Origin of the sequence: Burkholderia sp. AU33545 (assembly GCF_020419685.1) — a bacterium.
In the GTDB taxonomy this organism is placed as follows: Bacteria; Pseudomonadota; Gammaproteobacteria; order Burkholderiales; family Burkholderiaceae; genus Burkholderia; species Burkholderia diffusa.
In genome coordinates this window covers 25,033-41,942 of sequence record NZ_JAIZRQ010000005.1, presented here as the reverse complement: position 1 = coordinate 41,942, position 16,910 = coordinate 25,033, and the positions used below count along the sequence as shown (strand labels likewise).

General features: G+C 67.1%; 14 protein-coding genes and 1 tRNA gene. 7 read left to right on the top strand and 8 right to left on the bottom strand.

Going from position 1 to position 16,910, the window contains the following annotated elements; translation table 11 throughout:
• Window positions 1-4: 4 nt before the first annotated feature.
• From LGM71_RS17640 to LGM71_RS17630, 3 genes are read right to left on the bottom strand one after another with little or no spacing between them, the layout of a single operon-like run.
• Window positions 5-796 (bottom strand): SDR family oxidoreductase, encoded by a 792-nt coding sequence (locus LGM71_RS17640; RefSeq protein WP_226115582.1) that lies wholly within the window; start codon window positions 794-796, stop codon window positions 5-7.
• A 40-nt stretch (window positions 797-836) separates the two neighbouring features.
• Window positions 837-2,030, bottom strand: a complete 1,194-nt coding sequence (locus tag LGM71_RS17635; RefSeq protein ID WP_226115581.1) for a sulfotransferase family protein — start codon at window positions 2,028-2,030, stop codon at window positions 837-839.
• The gene (locus LGM71_RS17630; protein WP_226115580.1) at window positions 2,027-3,136 is read right to left on the bottom strand and encodes a DUF1214 domain-containing protein; all 1,110 of its coding nucleotides are present in this window, start codon (window positions 3,134-3,136) and stop codon (window positions 2,027-2,029) included. The genes LGM71_RS17635 and LGM71_RS17630 overlap by 4 nt, the downstream gene beginning before the upstream one ends.
• 300 nt (window positions 3,137-3,436) lie before the next feature.
• Here LGM71_RS17630 and cysD point away from each other — a divergent pair, with 300 nt between their 5' ends.
• The 5 genes from cysD to LGM71_RS17605 all read left to right on the top strand — a co-directional run bounded on the left by cysD (window position 3,437) and on the right by LGM71_RS17605 (window position 10,217).
• Window positions 3,437-4,333, top strand: a complete 897-nt coding sequence (gene cysD, locus LGM71_RS17625; protein ID WP_059599049.1) for a sulfate adenylyltransferase subunit CysD — start codon at window positions 3,437-3,439, stop codon at window positions 4,331-4,333.
• Window positions 4,333-6,231: a sulfate adenylyltransferase subunit CysN gene (gene cysN, locus LGM71_RS17620; protein ID WP_226115579.1), complete on the top strand. Its 1,899-nt coding sequence runs from the start codon at window positions 4,333-4,335 to the stop codon at window positions 6,229-6,231. The genes cysD and cysN overlap by 1 nt, the downstream gene beginning before the upstream one ends.
• A gap of 122 nt (window positions 6,232-6,353) precedes the next feature.
• Entirely contained in the window at window positions 6,354-7,541 is a 1,188-nt protein-coding gene (locus LGM71_RS17615; RefSeq protein ID WP_059599047.1) for a helix-turn-helix transcriptional regulator, read from the top strand.
• A 278-nt stretch (window positions 7,542-7,819) separates the two neighbouring features.
• Window positions 7,820-9,181, top strand: a complete 1,362-nt coding sequence (locus tag LGM71_RS17610; RefSeq protein WP_151050699.1) for an MFS transporter — start codon at window positions 7,820-7,822, stop codon at window positions 9,179-9,181.
• Window positions 9,168-10,217, top strand: a complete 1,050-nt coding sequence (locus LGM71_RS17605) for a lactonase family protein (protein WP_226115578.1) — start codon at window positions 9,168-9,170, stop codon at window positions 10,215-10,217. The genes LGM71_RS17610 and LGM71_RS17605 overlap by 14 nt, the downstream gene beginning before the upstream one ends.
• 84 nt (window positions 10,218-10,301) lie before the next feature.
• On the opposite strand, the gene LGM71_RS17600 is transcribed toward LGM71_RS17605, so the two are convergent.
• Complete coding sequence (locus tag LGM71_RS17600; RefSeq protein ID WP_226115577.1) at window positions 10,302-11,339, bottom strand: AraC family transcriptional regulator; 1,038 nt, start codon at window positions 11,337-11,339, stop codon at window positions 10,302-10,304.
• 227 nt (window positions 11,340-11,566) lie between these two features.
• On the opposite strand from LGM71_RS17600, the gene LGM71_RS17595 reads away from it, so the two are divergent.
• The gene (locus tag LGM71_RS17595; protein ID WP_226115576.1) at window positions 11,567-12,679 is read left to right on the top strand and encodes a fatty acid desaturase; all 1,113 of its coding nucleotides are present in this window, start codon (window positions 11,567-11,569) and stop codon (window positions 12,677-12,679) included.
• A 51-nt stretch (window positions 12,680-12,730) separates the two neighbouring features.
• On the opposite strand, the gene LGM71_RS17590 is transcribed toward LGM71_RS17595, so the two are convergent.
• A complete protein-coding gene (locus tag LGM71_RS17590; protein WP_124629712.1) occupies window positions 12,731-13,351 on the bottom strand; it encodes an HAD family hydrolase in 621 nt (206 codons plus the stop codon).
• Between the two features lie 222 nt (window positions 13,352-13,573).
• On the opposite strand from LGM71_RS17590, the gene LGM71_RS17585 reads away from it, so the two are divergent.
• Window positions 13,574-13,664: transfer RNA gene (locus LGM71_RS17585), tRNA-Ser, on the top strand.
• 155 nt (window positions 13,665-13,819) lie between these two features.
• Here LGM71_RS17585 and LGM71_RS17580 read toward each other — a convergent pair.
• The 3 genes from LGM71_RS17580 to LGM71_RS17570 form a co-directional block, all read right to left on the bottom strand.
• Window positions 13,820-14,194, bottom strand: coding sequence for a hypothetical protein (locus LGM71_RS17580; protein ID WP_226115575.1), 375 nt, complete (start codon window positions 14,192-14,194; stop codon window positions 13,820-13,822).
• 332 nt (window positions 14,195-14,526) lie between these two features.
• Entirely contained in the window at window positions 14,527-16,542 is a 2,016-nt protein-coding gene (locus LGM71_RS17575; RefSeq protein ID WP_226115573.1) for a sodium:solute symporter family protein, read from the bottom strand.
• A gap of 3 nt (window positions 16,543-16,545) precedes the next feature.
• Window positions 16,546-16,890 (bottom strand): DUF4212 domain-containing protein, encoded by a 345-nt coding sequence (locus LGM71_RS17570; protein ID WP_226115571.1) that lies wholly within the window; start codon window positions 16,888-16,890, stop codon window positions 16,546-16,548.
• Between the last annotated feature and the right edge of the window lie 20 nt (window positions 16,891-16,910).

Sequence of the window (16,910 nt, the reverse complement as noted above, 5' to 3'; positions counted from 1 at the left end):
GTCCTCAGGGCATGAAGTCGCCGCCGTTCGCGTCCAGCGTCGCGCCGGTCACCGCGTTCGCATAATCCGACGCGAGGAACAGCGCCGCGCGCGCGCAGTCGTCGTCGGTCGGCAGCTTCGCGAGCGCGATGTTCGACGCGATCGGCGCGATGATCTCCTCCTCGGTCATTCCGTACTCGGCCGCCGCCTGCCGGAAATACGTCTGCGTCGGCACGCCCCACATCCAGCCCATGTGGATGCTGTTCGCGCGGATCCCGTGCACGCCGAGCTCGCGTGCGAGGTATTTTGCCGCGACCGCGAGCGCGCCCTTCGATATAGCGTAGCCCGATTCCCCTGCAAACGGCTTGCGGGTGGCCTGCGTGTTGATCATCACGATCGCGCCGCGCTTCTGCCGCTTCATGTGCGGGACGATTTCCTGCGTGAGCGTCATCGTGCCGAACACGTTGGTGTCGAACACCGCGCGCCAGCCGTCGAGATCGGCTTCCTCGACCGCCTCCGGAAACGTGCCGTGCACGAACGCGCTGTTCACGAGCGCGTCGATCCGGCCGAAGCGCTCGACCGCCTGAATCGCGAGTTGCCGGCACTGCGCGCGCTCGGCGATGTCGGTTTGCACCTTCAGCACGTCGCACGCGACGCCGAGTGCGCCGATCCGCGCCTGCGCGTCGTCGAGTTTTTCCATCGTGCGTGCCGCGACGACCACGCCGCGCGCCCCCTCGCGTGCCGCCTCGACGGCGAGCTTCACGCCGAGCCCCGGCCCGATTCCGGAAATCACGACGATCTTGTCCTTCAGCAACATGGGTTGTCTCCTGGTTGTCGTTGGTTTCGCGGGCGCGCCGTCAGTCGGCCGCCCGCAGGTGCCGCGCGCGATACGCGGCAAAGTCGTGCGCCAGTTGCGCATGGGTGAAGCCGAAGCGGGCGATCGAGTAATCGTGCGCGGCGCGCTTGTCGCGGCCGTTGCGCGTCATCCAGTCCTTCATCGCCGCGCGCTGCCGTGCATCGAGCGGCATGCCGGCGAAGCGGTACACGGCTTCGGCGACCCCGAGCGGATTCGACACGGTGTCCTCGAAACGCACGTCGAGAAACCGCTCGGCCGGCAACGCGTCGCGCGCCGTCATCGCCGCGCGGATCGCGCGGGCCATTCCCGCGTGCCACTGCGCGCCGACCGTGCGCGGATCCGGGTCGTCTGCGTACATCTGCCACAGCGTGTGCGCCATGCTCGCCATCGACGGAATCGTCTGCGCCGGATCGCGGTGCGTGAGCACCACCTGCGCGTGCGGAAACACGCGGCACAGCACGTCGAGCGCATGCAGGTGCTGCGGCGTCTTCAGCAGCCAGCGCTCGGCCGGCGCGACGCCGCGCTGCATCTTCTGCCACTGCAGGAACTGCAGCATGCGCTTCAGGTACGTATAGACGGGCGTCAGGTCCTGCTGCTCGAGCCACGCCGTATAGCCCGGCACGTTCGCGTACGAATCCATCGCGCACACGAACGAGTGCTCCATCAGCATGAACTCCTCGTCGACGAGCATCGCGTCGAGCGGATGAATCGCGAGGATCTGCGGAATGCAGTCGATCATGGTCGCGACCTCTGCCTGCGCGCGCGCGATGCGCACGGTCGGCGCGTCGAGCGTCTCGCCGGAAAGCGGCGCCGGATAGCGCGTTTCCCACCATGCGGCCGAATGAAAGCGCGGGTCGACCGCGAGCAGCCGCTGCAGCAGCGTCGTGCCGGTGCGCGGCAGCCCGACGATCACGAGCGGATCGTCGATCTCGATGTCGACGATCTCCGGATAACGCCGGCAGTAATCCTCCACGACGAGCCGATTCACGAGCTGGCCGACGAGCTTCTCGCGCATCATCTCCGCGCCGCGCGCGGACAGCTTCGCTTCATCGATCAGCGATGCGCACATCACGTCGAGCGCCTCGCGATACGGGCCGTCGCCGAACGCAGCAAGGCCGCCCGTGCGCGACACGGCTTCGGCGATCAGCCCGTCGGCATCGAGCAGCGTGCGGATCCGGTCGAGCGGTACGTTCATGCGGCCTCCTTCAGCGCGGCGAGCTTGACGACGCGCGTGCGCGGATGCACCGGCCGCGCGGCGCCGACCCAGCGCCAGCAGATCGTGCCGCTGCGATGCCCGGCCGTATCGAGCCAGTTCGCGTCGCCCGGCCGCGACGCGGCGACCACCACCGTCACGCCGCCGTCGGCATTCAGGCGCGCGCTGTGCTTGTTCACGCAGATGTCGAAGTGCCGGTAGTCGAGCGACTCCATCCAGTGGTTGTTGAGCTGCACGTTCCAGAAATCGCAGTCGGGCACCGTGTCGACGTCGATCACGAGCGCCTCGTCATCGGCCAGCGACCAGCACGAGTGGTAGTAGTAGATGTTCGGATCGCCGCCGACCGACTGGCACAGCGCCTGGTCCGCGGGCGGCAGCGCGTTCACGTGCGCCCCATAGCTCGCGGCCCAGTCGGCGAACAGCTTCGACGTCCGCTCGACGAACTGCGCGGCGCGCATGAGGCCGCCCTGCAGTACGAGCGGGTCGAGCGGCGCCGGGCGGTCGTGCGCGCCGATGCGCTCGATCTTCAGTTGCGCGGGCGTCTCCGCGCGCCGGTCGAGGAAGGTCTGGCGCACCAGCAGCGCGTTCGTGCCCGGCTCCATGCGTACCCAGTTGCCCGCGCGCGGCGTCGCGCTCAGCACGATCTCGAAGCTGCCGTCCGGCGCGATCTCGAGTTGCTTCGCATCGAGAAACCCAGTCTGCAGCATCTTGCCGTCCGTTTCGTAGCCGCCCTTCTGCGTGCCGAAGCTCAAGTACGCGACCGTGCCGCGCCGCCCCGTCACGCGATATTCGCAGCGGCCGTCGAGGCGCGCGTACTGGTACAGGTTGTCGGGATTGTCGGCGCCGATCTTCGCGGTCTCGTGCGACGGCGAGAAGAAGCCAGGCCACGCGCCGTCCGCGAACTCGACGTGCATTTCGAGCGCGATGCGCATCAGCCGGCTCAGGTAGCGGAACCCTTCCGCGCGCGTGAGCGGATCGTCCGGCGCGTCGGCGCGCAGGATCTGCTGTCCGCTGCGCTTCAGGGTGTCGCAGAAATCGGCCCAGGTCTGGCCCGAAAGCAATTGCGTGGCACGTGTGTCGTCCGTCATGTGTCATCTCCGCCGGTGGTCGAGCGCTCACCTTAAGCGAGCGCTCCACGCGCCACTTCGTCCGGGTGGACTAAGGAAAGATCCGCTGCGCCGCCGTGCCGGGGCTGGCCTGTTCCGGCCGATAACGCACGCTCCCCCGAACAAGAAAATTCGTGGGGCTGGCGCAAGCCCGTTGTTGGCCGGAACAGGCCCTAGTCCACCCGGACGAAGAACGGCACCGCCCTCGCTCGATACCGTTGGCGTCATGCACGAAACGCCGCACATGTCGCGCGGCGCCGGCATGCAACAAGGAGACGAACGATGTTGACCCACTTGGAGCGACTGGAGGCCGAGAGCATCCACATCATGCGCGAGGTGGTCGCGGAAAGCGAAAACCCGGTGATGCTCTATTCGATCGGCAAGGACAGCTCGGTCATGCTGCATCTCGCAATGAAGGCGTTCTACCCGGCGAAGCCGCCCTTTCCGCTGCTGCACGTCGATACGACGTGGAAGTTCCGCGAGATGATCGCGTTTCGCGACGAGACGGCCGAGCGCCTCGGCCTCGACCTGCGCGTCCACGTGAACCCCGACGGCGTGGCGAACGACATCAATCCGTTCACGCACGGCTCGGCCGTTCACACCGACGTGTGGAAGACGCAAGGGCTCAAGCAGGCGCTCGACCACTACGGCTTCGACGCCGCGTTCGGCGGCGCGCGCCGCGACGAGGAGAAATCGCGCGCGAAGGAGCGCATCGTGTCGCTGCGTTCGACGCAGCACCGCTGGGATCCGAAGCGCCAGCGGCCCGAACTCTGGTCGCTGTACAACGCGCGCAAGCGCAAGGGTGAAAGCCTGCGCGTATTTCCGATCTCCAACTGGACCGAGCTCGATATCTGGCAATACATCCGGCTGCACGACATTCCGATCGTTCCGCTCTACTACGCGAAGGAGCGGCCCGTGGTCGAGCGCGACGGCGCGCTGATCATGGTCGACGACGAACGGCTGCCGCTGCGCGACGGCGAAGTGCCGCAGATGCGCAAGGTGCGCTTTCGCACGCTCGGCTGCTATCCGCTGACGGGCGCGATCGACAGCGACGCGAGCTCGCTCGACGACATCCTGCAGGAGATGCGCGACACGCGCACGTCCGAGCGCCAGGGACGGCTGATCGACAGCGATTCGGCCGGCTCGATGGAAAAGAAGAAACAGGAGGGATATTTCTGATGGCACACGTTCTCACCGCACCCGAGGCACCCGGTATGCACGCCGACGATGGGCAGACGAAGGACCTGCTGCGCTTCATCACGTGCGGCAGCGTCGACGACGGCAAGAGCACGCTGATCGGCCGCATGCTCTACGAATCGAACATGCTGTTCGACGATCAGCTGACCCAGCTCGAAGCCGATTCGAAGAAGGTCGGCACGCAAGGCGGCGACCTCGATTTCGCGCTGCTCGTCGACGGCCTGTCGGCCGAACGCGAACAGGGGATCACGATCGACGTCGCGTACCGCTTCTTCGCGACCGCGCGACGCAAGTTCATCGTCGCCGATACGCCCGGCCACGAGCAGTTCACGCGCAACATGATCACCGGCGCATCGACTGCCGATCTCGCGGTGATCCTGATCGACGCGCGCAAGGGCGTGCTCACGCAGACACGCCGCCACAGCCATCTCGTCGCGCTGATCGGCATCAGGCGCGTCGTGCTCGCGATCAACAAGATGGATCTGGTCGACTACGACCGAGCGGTGTTCGAGCGCATCGACGCCGACTATCGCGCGTTCGCGGTCGAGCTCGGCCTCCAGGAGATCGTCAGCATTCCGATGTCCGCACTGCGCGGCGACAACGTGATCGCGTCGAGCCCGCGCATGCCGTGGTACGCGGGCCCGCCGCTGATGCAGCATCTCGACACGCTGCCGCTCGTCGCGCGCGTGACGCGCGACGAACCGTTCCGCCTGCCCGTGCAATGGGTCAACCGCCCGCATCTGAACTTCCGCGGCTATGCCGGCAGCATCGCGTCCGGCGAAGTGCGCGTCGGCGAACGCGTGCGCGTGCTGCCGTCCGGCAAGGAAAGCCGCATCGCGTCGATGATCACGCCGGCAGGCGAAGCCCAAGTCGCGCGCGCCGGCGAAGCGGTGACGCTCACGCTCGCCGACGAAATCGACATCAGCCGCGGCGACATGATCGCGCACGCCGACGCGCCGCCGGAGGTGGCCGATCAGTTCGAGGCGACGCTCGTGTGGATGCACGACGAACCGCTGCTGCCGGGCCGGCCGTATCTCGTGAAGCTGGGCACGCAGACGGTCGGCGCGACCTGCGCGACGCCGAAGTACAAGATCGACGTGAACACGCGCGAGCATCTCGCCGCGCGCACGCTCGCGCTGAACGAGATCGGCGTGTGCAACCTGAGCTTCGACCGGCCCGTCGCGTTCGATCCGTACGACCAGAATCGTCATACCGGCGGCTTCATCGTGATCGACCGCTTCACCAACGACACGGTCGGCGCCGGGATGCTGCACTTCGCGTTGCGCCGCGCGCACAACGTGCACTGGCAGGCCGTCGACGTCGACCGTGACGCGCGCGCGGCGCAGAAGGCGCAGACGCCGCGCATCGTGTGGCTGACCGGGTTGTCCGGCGCGGGCAAGTCGACGATCGCGAACCTCGTCGAGCAGCGGCTGCATGCGCTCGGCAAGCATACGTACCTGCTCGACGGCGACAACGTGCGGCACGGGCTCAACCGCGATCTCGGCTTCACCGAGGCCGATCGCGTGGAGAACATCCGGCGCGTGGCCGAAGTCGCGCGACTGATGCTCGATGCCGGGCTCATCACGCTCGTATCGTTCATCTCGCCGTTCCGCGCGGAACGCGACATGGCGCGTGCGCTGGCCGGCCCCGACGAGTTCGTCGAAGTGTTCGTCGACACGCCGCTCGCGGTGGCCGAGGAACGCGATCCTAAGGGGTTGTACAAGAAGGCGCGCAAGGGCGAACTGAAGCACTTCACGGGCATCGACTCGCCGTACGAGCCGCCCGCGCAGCCGGAACTGCGCATCGACACGGTGGCCGAGTCGCCGGAAGCGGCGGCCGATCGCATCGTCGCGTACCTGCTGCGCGAGCGCGTCGCCTGACCCTCGCCGGCCGCGTCGCACGGGCACTGCCCGCGTCGTCTACTCCGTTCGGATGACGCGGGCCGCCGGCCGGCCGGTATGCTCGTTCGGACGCATTCACCCCGCCCCAGGAGAACACGAGCATGCGGATCGCGCTGGCGCCCGACGACACGGCCGCGCACGACGGTTTCGACGACGCCGCGTGGACGGCCCGCGAACTCAGCGCGTGGCTCGGGCTCGTCTATCAGGGCCTGTCCGAAACGACGCCGTGGGCGCGCTTTCTCGAAGCGATCCGCGTGCGGCTCGACGCGCGCTTCACGACGCTCGTGCTGCGCAACCCCGGCGGCTCGCGGCGCGGGCTCATCATCAACGCGTCGGCCGACGGCCCGCTGCTGCCCGGCGAGCCGTCGTACAGCGAGCAGTTCTATGCGCTGTGCCCGTTTCTCGACCAGCCACCCGGCCAGGTGTTCACGGCAGACGGACTGTTCGGCGCCGCCCGCTGGTGCGCGCACGATTTCTACCGGCAGTACCTGCAGCCCCTCGACCTGCGCTTCATCCTCGGCGCGAACCTGCGCGGCGAGCGCGGCGTCGAGTGCGCGTTCTTCGTGAGCCGCGCGCATCATGCCCGCGACTTCGACGCGGCCGAACGCGCGCAGGTCGCGACGCTGTTGCCCCACCTGCAGCGCGCGGTCGAGCTGCATGCGGCGCTCGACGTGCTCGACGCCGAGCGCGCACTGTACGCGGGCACCGTCGACCGGCTCGACGTCGGCACCGCGATCCTCGACGAGGATGGCCGCGTGATCAAGCACAACCGCATCGCCGAACGGCTGCTCGCGCAGCAGGACGGCCTGTGCCTGCGCCAGGAGCGGCTCCATGCGTCGTGCCCGCTCGACGAGCGCCGGCTGCAGAAGGCGTTGCAGGCCACGCTCGAGCATTTCCGCGCGGGCGCGCTGGGGCGCATCGAGGCCACCACGCTGTCGCGCCCCGGCGGCGCGATGCCGTTGAACGTGCTGCTGCGCCCGCTCGCGCCCTATCACGGCGCGGAGGACCGCCAGCACCGGCCGGCCGTCGCGGTGTTCGTCCGCGATCCGGCGTCGTCGCCGCAGACCTCGCGCGACATGCTGCACCGGCTGTTTCGCCTCACGCCGATGGAAACCGAGATCGCACTGCTGCTCGTCGACGGCCTGACGCTCGACGAAGCGGCCGCCGCCACCGGCATCACGAAGAACACCGCCCGCGCACACCTGCGCGGCATCTTCGCGAAGACGGGCGCAACGCGCCAGGCCGTGCTCGTGAAGATGCTGCTGAACAGCGTCGTGTCGATGGCGTAGCGGGCGGCGCCCACCCGGGGGCGACGCCCATCGCAGCGCAGAGCGGGCCGCCGAGGATACGGTTGCTGTCAGGTCGAATCACGTCATACGTCATCAGACGTGATAGCGCCTAGTGATCTCCCGCTGCGATGCCTCATTATTTGGCCGAATTTCGGGTAAACCCGCGACGTCATGCCGGAATCTGAGGCGTACCATGTTGTACGACAACATACTACTTAGCTCACCACCCGACGCCGACGCGGGCCGCCGCCCCGTCCGCCGCCCGACCGGAGACTCCATTGACCACGCCTGCCCTGCCCGGCCGCGACCCGCTCGCGTCCGCCGTCTCGAAAGTGAAATGGCACGTGCTGCCGCTCGTGCTGATCATGTTCATCGCGAACTACATCGACCGCGTCAACGTCGGCTTCGTCGATCGCCACCTCGAAGCGTCGATCGGTATCGGCGCGGCGGCGTACGGACTCGGTGCCGGCCTGTTCTTCGTCGGCTACGCGCTGTTCGAAGTGCCGTCCAACCTGCTGATGCAGCGCTACGGCGCACGCATCTGGCTCGCGCGAATCATGGCGACGTGGGGCATCGTCGCCGCCGCGATGGCGTTTGTCTGGAACGACACGTCGTTCTACGTGCTGCGCTTCCTGCTCGGCGCAGCCGAGGCCGGCTTCTTCCCCGGCGTCGTGCTGTACCTGTCGCAATGGCTGCCGCCGCAGGAGCGCGGCAAGGCGATGGCGATCTTCCTCGGCGGCTCCGCGTTCGCGTCGGTGCTGTCCGGGCCCGTGACCGGCGCGCTGCTGTCGATCCACGGCTTCGGCCTGCAAGGCTGGCAGTGGATGTTCCTGATCGAAGGGATGTTCTCGGTCGCGCTGTGCGGCGCGAGCTGGCTGCTTCTGAAGTCGCACATCCGCGACGCGACGTGGCTCACCGCCGACGAACGCGCGGCGCTCCAGAACGCGCTCGATGAAGAACGCGCGACCCGCGACGTGCGCTCGAAGGTGCACGTATCGGCCGCCACGCTGCTGCGCGACCCGCAGATCATGCTGTTCTGCTTCCTGTATTTCGCGATCCAGCTCACGATCTACGCGGCCACCTTCTGGCTGCCGACCATCATCCGCAAGATGGGCGGCCTCACCGACTTCCAGGTCGGCCTCTACAACACGATTCCGTGGATGATCGCGATCGGCGCGATGTACGCCTTTGCGGTGCTGTCCGCGAAGTGGAAACATCCGCAGCGCTGGCTGTCGTTCGCGCTCGTGCTCGCCGCGTGCGGGCTGTTCGCGTCGACGTCGCACGATCCCGTCTGGTCGTTCGCGTCGATCTGCTTCGCCGCACTCGGCTTCAAGGCCGCGTCGTCGCTGTTCTGGCCGATCCCGCAGGGCTACCTCGACACGCGCGTGGCCGCGGCCGTGATCGCGCTGATCAACTCGATCGGCAACCTCGGCGGCTTCGTCGCGCCGACGGCCTTCGGCTATCTGAAGCAACATACGGGTTCGATCACGGGCGGCCTGTATGCGCTCGCGATCGCATCCCTCGTCGCCGCGGTCGCCGCGCTGTTCGCCCGCACGCACCGGCGCAGCGATCCGCCGAAGGGCCTGCCGGCCGACGAGTCCTTCACGAACACCGCACTGCTCCGCCATGCCGAACACTGACCGCCTGACCGTCGTCGTCTCGAATGCCGTCGACGGCGACCTCGCCACGTTCTCGCTCACCTCCGACGGCGCGCTCGCCCCGCTCGCCCGCTACCCGGCCGGCGACGTCGCGATGCCGGTCGCCGTGCAGCCCGATCGCGGGCGGCTGTACGTCGCGACGCGCGGCGCAGAGCCGACGATCGTCGCATTCCGCATCGCAGCCGGCACCGGCGCGCTCGCCCGCATCGGCGCAACCGCGATCGACGCGAGCCACGCGTACCTGTCGCTCGATCGCAGCGGCCGCTGGCTGCTCGGCGCGTCGTACGGCGGCAACTCGCTGAGCCTCTACGACGCCGCGCGCGTGCGCGACGGCGACGGCGCGCCGCTGCAGGTCGCGCACGGCATCGCGAACGCGCATGCCGTCGTCGTGTCGCCGGACAATCGATTCGCGTACGTGAGCTCGCTCGGCTCGGACCGGATCTTCACGTTCGCGCTGGTCGAGGATGCAGGCGGCCTGCGCGCGGTCGAGCATGGCGAAACGCGCGTGCCGGGCGGCTTCGGGCCGCGTCACCTGCGCTTCGCGCGCGACGGCCACACGCTCGTCGCGGTCAGCGAATTCCAGGCCACGCTCGCGACCTTCTCGCGCGACGTCGACAGCGGCCGCCTCGGCAACGCACAAGTCAGCGCGCGTCACCCGGCCGTCATCGACCTCGCGCAAGGCCATGCGCGCCCACCCGCGCCGACCGAACCCGCCGTGTGGGCCGCCGATCTCCACCTGACGCCCGACGAGCGCTTCGTGTATGTCAGCGAACGCACGTCGAGCCAATTGCTTTGCTATCGCCAGCATGCGGACGGCACCTTCGAACCCGCTCATGCGACGGCCACCGAAACGCAGCCGCGCGGCTTCGCGATCGATCCGTCGGGACGCTGGCTCGTCGCATGCGGCGAGCAATCGGAATACGTGTCGGTCTATGCGGTCGAGCCAAGCGACGGCACGCTGTCGTTGCACGCACGCGTGCCGGGCGGTCGCGGGGCGAACTGGGTTGCGATCGTCTGACGGGCCGATTGATCGCTGGATCGCATGGTCGATTGATCGATCCAGGGCGCGCCACCGACACCGGCCGCGCCGCCCGCCGCGCCGTCAGCGCCGCTCGCTCGGCGCGACGCCGGTCCAGCGCTTGAATGCACGCGTGAAATTGGCGCGGTCGGTATAGCCAACCCGCGCCGCGATCTCGTCGACCGGCAGGCGTGTGCCCTCGAGCAACCTGAGCGCATCGCGCAGCCGGATCTCGTCGAGTAGCGCGGAGTAGGTCGCGCCGAATTCCGCGAGCTTGCGTTTCAGCGTGCGCGCCGACACGTGCAGCTCGCGCGCGACGTCGTCCACCGACGGATAACCGCCGTCGCCGCAGATCAGCAGGTTGCGCACGCGCTCGACGATGCTTTCCGCATAGCCGAGCCGCGCGAGCTCGGCCTCGCATTGCTGGACGATCATCTGCGCGGTCTGCGCGTTCGCGGTGCCGATCGGCTCGTCGAGCAGCGCCGCGTCGCAGCGGATGCGGTTCGCGCTCGCGTCGAAATGACAGCGCGGCAGCCGCTCGCGATAGCGCTCGAACCACGGCGGTTCGGGCCATTCGAAATGCAGCTCCGCGCGCGACCGCAGCGTGCGGCCGGGCGCGGGATCGAGCAGCGAGTTGAACAGGATCGCCGTCTCGACCAGGAAGTTCTCCACCGCGAACTGGCGCAGCCGGCCAAGCGGAAATGCCTCGAGCACGTCGATGTCGACAATCCCGTCGAGCTGCGCGAGCCGCACCGAAAAGAACGGCACGCGCGTCGGCAGGTAGCGGATACCGAGCGCGATCGCCTCGCCGAGCGTCGCGCAACTCATCAGCCCGAAGCCGATCAGGCCGGATTTCGTGAGACTGCTGCGCAGGCCGATCTCGATCGCGATCGACGGATCGTCCGTCGCCTCGAGCAGGTTGAACACGATCGCCGCCTGCTGCAGCGGCGTGATGCGCGCGTCGGGCTGGGCGAGCCGGTCGCGCTCGACACCCGACCCGGCGAGAATTCGGCCGCCATCGATGCCGCGCTCCTCGGCGAGCATCAGCATGAACAGCGCATACGCGGACGATACCGTCGCCTTGTTCAGCTGGCGCGCGGCATCCGGGACGGACAGGGCCATACGGCGGACTCCGGAGCGGTTTTCGGCGGATTGTAGCGTCGCTGGCCCGCAATGACACCACGTCGGCACTCTAGCCGCATGACGCTGCATCGCAGGCCGGCGCGCGGATCAACGTGGCCCGAAATGACACCATCATTGGCACCGGCGGCCCTCGCGTGCGCCACGAGGCGCACCTATGCTTGTCACATCGGCATTGCGCCCCACTCTCTCTGCTCGGATTCCGGTCGATGAGCCAATCTGCACGAACCGTCTTTCGTCACGACGCCGACAAGGTCGCGTACGTCCGCCGCGAGGTCAACGCCGCGAGCGACGCGATCCGCGCGCGCTTTCCGCTGCTCGACAACCAGAACCTCGTCGGCGCGACCGTGATGGCCGTGTCGGTGAGCGCGATGCTCGCGATCGCCTGGCTGTATGCGCGCGGCGCGATCGCGTGGTACGTCGCGCTGCCGCTCGTCGCGTTCGTCACATCGCTGATCCACGAACTCGAGCACGACCTGATCCACCTGATGTACTTCAAGAAGACACCGTGGGCCTATCACCTGATGATGGCGCTGTGCTGGCTCACGCGGCCGGGCACGATCAACCCGTGGACGCGCCGGCGCATGCACCTGCATCACCACAAGGTGTCGGGCGGCGAATCGGATCTCGAGGAATTCGGCATCACCAACGGCGAACACTGGGGCGTGAAGCGGCTGCTGATGATCGCGGACGGGATGCTCGCCGTCGTGCTGCGGCCGGCGGCGATGCGCCGCAAGGTCAGGCAGTACGTGGCCGCGCAACCGGTGCAGGATGCGGCCGAACGCGCGCAATTGCGCATCGAGCAGGTGTCGTCCTACATGCCGATCGGTCACGCGTACTACGCGCTGTGGCACGCGTTCATCGTCTATCACGCCGGCCTGTTCGCGCTGCATGCGTTCGGCTATGCGGTGACCGTGCCGACCGTCGTCGAGCGCGTGATGCACGTCGTCGATTTCCTCGCGGTCGTGTGGCTCGGGCCGAACTTCGTGCGCAGCTTCTGCATCAACTTCGTCAGCTCGAACATGCATTACTTCGGCGACATCGATTCGCGCAACGTGATCCAGCAGACTCAGGTGCTCAACCCGTGGTGGATGCTGCCGTTCCAGCTGTTCTGCTTCAACTTCGGCAGCACGCATGCGATCCATCACTTCGTGGTGCGCGATCCGTTCTACATCCGGCAGCTGACCGCACGCACCGCGCACAAAGCACTGCGTGAAGTCGGCGTGCGGTTCAACGACGTCGGCACGTTCAAGCGCTCGAATCGCTGGGGTGCGTATCGTCCGGTTCGCGGTGTGCGCGGCACGCGGCGGGCCGACGCTTGACGGCAGCGGGCAGTTCGCGGCGTTGCTCGCCGCGCTGGTCCCGTTAGTCCGTCAGTCGCCGATCGGCGGCATCGGCCCCCGCCCGCGGATCCACGCCCAGTTCGCGAGTTCGGCCATTTCCTTGTCGCCGCGGCTGTCGCCGTAGGCGAACAGTTTCGCGGGCAGCCGATTGCCCCACCAGCCGCGCAAGCGCACGACCTTCTGCGGGCCCCAGCAGTTCTCTCCGTTCAGCCGCCCGGTGAACGTGCCGCGCTCGAACGCGAGGCGCGTCGCGAGCACCGTGTCGATGCCGGCCGTCTTCGCCCACTTCTCCAGATACAGCGACGGCGATGCGCTCACCAGCACGACTTCATGCCCGCGCGCCTGATGCTCGCGCACCCGCTCCAGCATGTCCGGACGCACGAGGTTCGGCAGGTAGCCGTCGACGAAGCTGCGCGCCAATACGTCGAGCGCGTCCTCGCGGATCGGCCCGAGCGCAAACCACGCGAACTTCGCCTTCGCATCGCCGCGCGACAACAGTCCCGCCTTCATCGCGACGATCCACGGCAGCGCGCGCAGCCCGGCCCATGCGAATCGCGGCGTGCCGACCGCGTAGCGGACGAAATGACGGAAGCTGTCGGTGGTCGTGATGGTGCCGTCGAAATCGAATGCGGCGACGATGCGGTCGGTCATGGAGAGGCGGGAAAGCGATGAGATGCCCGGGAAGATAGCAGACTCGCGCGGCCATGCGGCCGGGCACGGGCGTAACTGGGAGCATGGCCCTTCTGCGCGGCCGGATTCGATACGAAGCAGGCCGCCGCGCGACCCGCGGAAGGCGGCTTTCCGGCCGATTTCGGCGGATCGCCCAAGGGGGTGGCGACCATCCGCCAGAGTTTGCTATACTCTCGGTCTTCCGGAGAGATGGATGAGTGGTTTAAGTCGCACGCCTGGAAAGCGTGTATAGGTTAATCGCCTATCGGGGGTTCGAATCCCCCTCTCTCCGCCAGGACACTAGCAAAAACGGGCCTCTCGGCCCGTTTTTCGTTTCTATCCAACTGGTATCTTCACGCTGTTAGACGGCAGGAACGCCCGGTTTAAAATCAGGTCCTGCGCGTGTTGTCAGTGAACAACGCGCTACGCGAGCACTCTCCCGCGCTTCTACTAACTCGGGCAGCCGAATGCGTGCAGCAAAGCGGCGACTGCGATGTCGTGAATAGGCATATTAAGAACCTGCGGGTACTGTGTGAGGGTGGAACCGATCACCTTCCCGGCCTGCAAATATGTCGATCCTGGCGGCCAGCAAATGAAGTGACGGGGATTCTTCAGATCCTCTTCCCCGATGCGCTTCGCAATAGTGGCAAGCGCTATCTCACGCATCGATGGGGCCTCAGCGAATAGCGCCTCGAACTGGTTGCCAGTCATTTGCATTGGGTCTGACGTTCCTTGCTGGGCATGTGTAGCCTGAGAAGAACTCGCTACCAGCACAGCCACAGCTGCGCATGTTGTAATCCCTGCCGCCATCAGTTTGAGCATCATCGCTTCCCCGACCATGGATTGTTCGACCGCCACTCTGCATGCTCGCCAGGCTATCGGACTGGTCCGGTGCGGTCGCCCCCTCGCTATCCGCCTACATTTCACTATCTGTGCGTACATGCGCAGATAGCAAATTCTTTTCGTTGGTGCTAGCGTTGGTCTGAGCGGCCCCCAGTAAACAGTGCCATCAGCTAAGATCCTTTAACCGACCTCAGCACACAAAATTCCTGACACGTCCCCTCTCCGCAAAAGCACATGAGGCCCCTTGATTCCCCCGAGGAATCAACGGGTTTTTCTTTTTCCCCCCGCGATGTCCCGCGTCCAGCGCCTCAGCATCACGGATGCCGAATGTAATCCACCAGCGCCCTCGTGTATTCATCCGGCTGCCGATCGAGCAGACTCATCACGATCGCCACCGCGAACCCCGCCGGCACGCCGAACACACCCGAACTGATCGGCTCGATCCCGAACCACGTCCGCCCGGCGAACCCCGTCAGCTGCGTGAAGTACGGATACGTCGACACGATGTAGTACACGCACACCGCGAGCCCCGTCAGCATCCCGGCGATCGCGCCGCGCGTCGTCGTGCGTTTCCAGAACACTCCGAGCACGAGCACCGGAAAGAAACTGGACGCCGCGAGCGAAAACGCCGCCCCGACCAGAAACAGAATCTTCCCCGTACTGAGCGACGCGACGTACGACGCGAACAACGCGACGCCAAGCAGCAAGACCTTCGAGATCGTCACACGCCGCTGCCTCGACGCGTCCGGCGCGACCATGCAGTAATAGACGTCGTGCGACAGCGCATTCGCGATCGTCAGCAGCAACCCGTCCGCGGTCGACAGCGCCGCGGCCAGCGCACCGGCCGCGATCAGCCCCGACACGACATACGGCAACCCCGCGATCTCCGGCGCGGCCAGGACGACCATGTCGGGCTGCATCTGGATCTCCGACCAGTGCACGATGCCGTCGCGAATCACCTCGACGACGCTGATCAGGTCCGGTTCGAAGTGATGCCACTGCGTGACCCACGCGGGCAGTTCGGCGATCGGCCGCCCGACGAGGCTGGTGAGAATCTCGTACTTGATCATCACCGCGAGCACCGGCACGCTCAGGTAGAACAGCGCGATGAAGAACAACGTCCAGCCGACCGAACGCCGGGCCGATGCGACCGACGTCGTCGTGTTGTAGCGCGTGAGGATGTGCGGCAGGCTCGCGGTGCCGAGCGACAGGCACAACAGCAACGCGAGGAAATTCCGCTTGCGCGGCTTGCGGTCGTCGTCGTTCGCCGCGGGAAACGGCTCGTGCATCGGCACGGGTGGCTCGGCGCGTGCCAGCAGATCGTCGCGCGTCTGGGTCCAGGTCACGCGCGCCGCCGTCGGGTCGCGCGGAAAGTCCGCCAGCTCGCGCTCGCGCTGGTTGATCTCGCGCAGCGGCCCGTTGTGGCGCCGCAGATCCGCAAGCTGGTCGACGAGTTGCTGGCGAGCGTCCGCATACGATGCAGGCAAGCGGTCGAGCTGCGCCTGCACGACCGCGGCCTGCCGGCGATACGCATCGCGCACCTGCTGCTCCGGGGCGGCATCGCGCACCTGCGCCTCGCGCGCCGCCACGCGTTCCATCAACTTGCCGTAATTGAACTGCGGCACCGGCCCGAGCCCGTTCTTCATCGCGATCAGCGACACGGGAATCAGGATCGCGCTGATCAGGATGATGTACTGCGCGACCTGCGTCCACGTGACCGCGCGCATCCCGCCGAGAAACGAGCACACGAGAATGCCCGCGAGCCCGCAGAAGATCCCGATCGCGAAGTCGACGCCGATGAAGCGCGTCGCGATCAGCCCGATCCCCTGGATCTGCGCGACCAGATAGACGAACGAGCACAGGATCGCGGCGCCGGCCGCGAGCGCGCGCACGGCGGTGCTGGAAAAGCGCGTGCCGAGAAAATCGGGAATCGTGTAGCGCGCCAGCTTGCGCACGTATGGCGCGAGCAGGAACGCGACGAGGCAGAACCCGCCGGTCCACCCCATCACGTACGCGAGCGCATCGTAGCCGGTTGCGTAGAGCGAGCCGGCCAGACCGATGAACGACGCCGCCGACAGCCAGTCGGCCGCCGTCGCCATCCCGTTGAACGCGGACGGCACGCGCCGCCCGGCCACGTAGTATTCGACGAGATCGGACGTGCGCGACAGCAGCCCGATCACCGCATACACGGCAATCGGCACGAACAGGAACACGTAGCCGATCCACACGCCGGAACCGGTCGCGCGCTCGATCCGCCACAGCAGCAGCACGAACCCGAGAAAGCCGAGGGTGTAAAGCGCGTACGCGCGAATCAGTCGATGCGTCAGCATGGATCAGCGGGCATGGTGCGCATTGCCCGCGTGCGCCGCATGTTCGTCGTACGCGCGCCGCAGCAGGCGGTCCGCGCGCTGCATCAGGCCGATGTAGACGACGATCAGCACGAGATACACGAGAATCGCGCCCTGCGCGCCGACATAGAACGGCAGGCTGAAACCGGCAAAGCGGATGCCTGCGAGCGCGGGCGCGAAGAACGGCACGACGAACGAAACGGTGAAGCCGATCGCCATCAGTGCCACGATCAACACGACGTTGAAACGCCAATAGCGCGCATGGGCACGCGCGAGCGGCTCGGGAACGGGTGGCGGCGCGGCAGGCGCCGGACGGGACGAATCGGTCATGCCGTTATTTAGCAAAAAGC